Source organism: Streptomyces sp., assembly GCF_036566765.1.
GTDB lineage: Bacteria > Actinomycetota > Actinomycetes > Streptomycetales > Streptomycetaceae > Streptomyces.
Window position 1 is genome coordinate 1 of record NZ_DATCVQ010000546.1, and the last position, 3,552, is coordinate 3,552.

Genomic DNA, 3,552 nt, shown 5'->3' on the forward strand with positions numbered 1-3,552 from the left:
GGGGCGCGAGCGGCCCGGGCGGCCCGCGACGGCCGCGCCGAGTCCGTCGGACGGCTCGGATCCCGCGTCCCCGAACCCCTCGCGTACCAGAACGGCAACAGAAGAAGAGCCGCCCTCCGAGGACGAGTCGGGGGTCGAGGAGGTACCGGAGGAGGAGCCCGCGCCCTCGTCCACGCCCCCCGCCGCCACTCCGGCCGCGGCCGTCCGGCTGCCCAACCCCCACGCCGCCGTCGCCCCCGTCGACCAGCAGCTTCCGGTCCTGACGCTGGGCGTCGGACTGACTCTCGTGGGGCTCGGGTTCGGCTTCCTCGGAGTACGGATGCGGCGGCGCTGAGCCCCGGCCCGACTCCCTCTCCCGGACCGCCGTCCCCCTTGCGACGGACGGCGCGGTTCCCTCTCAGGTCGCTTGTGGGCCGGGGCATACTCGGTATACATACTGAGTATGTCGATCCGCCACGGGCTGCTCGCCCTTCTCGAACGCGGCCCGCGCTACGGGTCCCAGCTCCGTACGGAGTTCGAGTCCCGCACCGGCCAGACCTGGCCGCTCAACGTCGGGCAGGTCTACACGACGCTGAACCGCCTGGAGCGCGACGGACTGGTCGCACAGGGCGGCGAGGACGACGCCGGGCACGCCCTCTGGACGATCACCGACGGCGGCCGGGACGAGCTCAGCTCCTGGTTCGCGCAGCCCGTCGACCGGACCAGCCCGGCCCGTGACGAGCTGGCCATCAAGCTCGCCATGGCCGTCGGCGCACCCGGCGTCGACATCCGCGCCGTCATCCAGTCGCAGCGCCGGCACACCGTGAAGGCGATGCAGGACTACACCCGGCTCAAACGCCAGGCGATCGAGGCCGTCGAGGCCCGCCGCTCGGGGGAGCGGGACGACGTCGCCTGGCTGCTCGTCCTGGAACAGCTGATCTTCCAGACCGAGGCCGAGGCGCGCTGGCTGGACCACTGCGAGGCCCGGCTGATCCGCCTCTCCGCCACGGCGGCGAAGGATCCGGTCCCCGGACCGGAACCGGGACCGCGACCGGGACCTGCATCCGGGCCGGGAGCCCGGGCCGGGTCCGCCCACGCCGCCCCGTCGGAGGCCGCCCTGACCGCATGGCCCCCGGCGCCGCCCACCCGCTGAACCACCGCGGGCCGGCCGCCGCACCACCGCCGGCCCACCGCGCTCGCGGCACCGCACCGCCGCCGGCGCTGTACCGCTCATCCGCTCCGTGCGCGCCCGTGCGCGTACGACCGAGGGGGGACCCTTCTCCATGTCCGCAACCACGCCCGACCGCTCACAGCAGCCCGTGCTGCAACTGCAGAACCTGACCCGGGTCCACGGCTCGGGCGCCACCGAGGTGCACGCCCTGCGCGGCATCGACCTCGACGTGTTCCCCGGCGAACTCGTCGCCGTCATGGGGCCGTCGGGCTCCGGCAAGTCCACGCTGCTCACCATCGCGGGCGGCCTGGACGCCCCCACCTCGGGGGCGGTGCTCGTCGAGGGCACGGACATCACCACCGCCGACCGCAAGCAGCTCGCCGCGCTGCGCCGCCGCAGCATCGGCTACGTCTTCCAGGACTACAACCTCATCCCGGCGCTCACCGCCGCCGAGAACGTCGCCCTGCCCCGCGAGCTCGACGGCGTATCCGCCCGCAAGGCCCGCGGCGAGGCCCTCGCCGCCCTGGAGGAGATGGAGCTCGGGCACCTCGCGGACCGCTTCCCCGACGAGATGTCAGGCGGCCAGCAGCAGCGCATCGCCCTCGCCCGCGCCCTCGTCGGCGACCGCCGCCTGGTGCTCGCCGACGAGCCGACCGGCGCGCTCGACTCCGAGACCGGCGAGTCCGTCCTGGCCCTGCTGCGCGCCCGCTGCGACGCCGGGGCCGCGGGCGTCCTGGTCACCCACGAGCCGCGGTTCGCCGCCTGGGCCGACCGCGTGGTCTTCCTGCGCGACGGCGCGGTCGTCGACCAGACCTTCCGCAGCGAGGCCGACTCGCTCCTGACCGGCCAGGCGGCGCAGCAGTGACGAACTGGTTCCACTCCTGGCGCGCCGCGGTGCGCATCGCCCGCCGCGACGCCTGGCGCTACAAGGGACGCAGCTTCCTCGTCCTCGCCATGATCGCCCTGCCCATCCTCGGCGTCAGCGCCGCCGACCTGACCCTGCGCAGCTCCGAGCTCTCCACCGAGGAGTCGCTGACCCGCTCCCTCGGCGCCGCCGACGCGCGACTGTCGGACTCCGGCTACGGAGGCACGCCGATCCTCCAGGACCCCGAGGGCGAGATGACGAACCCGGCGGTTCAGGAGGAGAACAAGCCTCTCCCGAGCGGCCCGACGGACGTCTCCAAGGCCTTCCCCGCCGGAGCCGCGGTCCTGACCGACAGCACCGGCACCGCCAAGCTGACCACCGAGTACGGCCTGCTGCAGACGCAGGTCCGGGAGCTGAAGGCCGGCGACCCGATGGCTCGCGGCCTGGTCACCCTGCTCGACGGCCGGTTCCCGCAGAAGGCCGACGAACTCGCCGCCACCGAGCACTTCCTGGAGGCCAGCGGTCTCAAAATAGGCTCCTCCGTCAGCGCCCGCGGCTTCGACCGCACGTATCGGATCGTCGGCGTGTACGAGCTGCCCGGCGAGCTGAAGGCCGACCAGGTCAACGCCCTCCCGGGTACGTTCCTCGCCGGGTACACGAAGGCCGCCGACAAGGCCGGCCTTCAGCAGCCCGAGGTCTCCACCACCCACCTGCTCAAGCTCTCCGGTGGTTTCACGTGGAACATGGTCCAGGAGGCCAACAAGAAGGGCGTCGCGGTCGTCTCCCGGGCCGTCCTGCTCGACCCGCCCGCCCGGTCCGAGGTCCCGCTCTTCCAGCAGGAGGGCTGGAACTCGTACGAGGACAGCGCAAGCGCCCGGGCCGCCGCGCTCGCCGCCGTCGGCACCGTCGTCGGCCTGGCGATGCTGGAGATCTGCCTGCTCGCCGGCCCCGCGTTCGCCGTCGGCGCCCGCCGCTCGCGTCGACAGCTCGGCCTGGTCGGCGCCAACGGCGGCGACCGGCGCCACATCCGCGCCATCGTCCTCGCCGGCGGCCTGGTCATCGGGTTTGCCGCGGCCGTCGTCGGCACGGTCCTCGGCCTGATCCTCACCTTCGCGCTGCGGCCCGTCCTGGAGGACTACATCGGGCGCCGGTTCGGCAGCTTCGACGTCCGCCCGCTCGAACTGCTCGGCATCGCCCTGCTCGCCGTCCTGACCGGCCTGTTCGCGGCGATCGTGCCCGCGATCACCTCGTCCCGCCAGTCGGTGCTCGCCTCGCTCACCGGCCGGCGCGGGGTGCGCCGCAGCAGCCGCGTGCTGCCGCTGATCGGCCTGGGCGCGGTCCTGCTCGGCGCGGCGATCGCCCTGTACGGGTCGTTGATCTCCGACCAGTTCGTCATCGTCGCCGGCGGCAGCGCCATCGCCGAGCTGGGCGTGGTCGCCATGACCCCCGCCCTGGTCGGACTGTTCGGCCGCACCGGCCGCTGGCTGCCGCTCTCGCCGCGCCTCGCGCTGCGCGACGCGGTGCGCAACCGGGGCCG

At 74.0% G+C, this 3,552-nt stretch carries 4 protein-coding genes; all 4 read left to right on the forward strand.

All coding sequences use genetic code 11. The annotated features are described in order from the left end of the window. Window positions 1-334 (forward strand): hypothetical protein (locus VIU94_RS31585; RefSeq protein ID WP_331916650.1); only part of this gene is annotated, 334 nt, incomplete at its 5' end. A gap of 108 nt (window positions 335-442) precedes the next feature. Then, complete coding sequence (locus VIU94_RS31590) at window positions 443-1,132, forward strand: PadR family transcriptional regulator (protein WP_331916652.1); 690 nt, start codon at window positions 443-445, stop codon at window positions 1,130-1,132. A gap of 130 nt (window positions 1,133-1,262) precedes the next feature. Next, window positions 1,263-2,015 (forward strand): ABC transporter ATP-binding protein, encoded by a 753-nt coding sequence (locus VIU94_RS31595; RefSeq protein ID WP_331916654.1) that lies wholly within the window; start codon window positions 1,263-1,265, stop codon window positions 2,013-2,015. Continuing rightward, window positions 2,012-3,552: ABC transporter permease (locus VIU94_RS31600; protein ID WP_331916655.1), on the forward strand; the 1,541-nt coding region annotated here is incomplete at its 3' end. The genes VIU94_RS31595 and VIU94_RS31600, both read left to right, overlap by 4 nt.

What these genes read in the sequence shown, in the direction of transcription:
- VIU94_RS31595 (WP_331916654.1), top strand. Translation starts at nt 1,263, where the DNA reads ATGTCCGCAACCACGCCCGACCGCTCACAGCAGCCCGTGCTGCAACTG.
- VIU94_RS31590 (WP_331916652.1), top strand. Translation starts at nt 443, where the DNA reads ATGTCGATCCGCCACGGGCTGCTCGCCCTTCTCGAACGCGGCCCGCGC.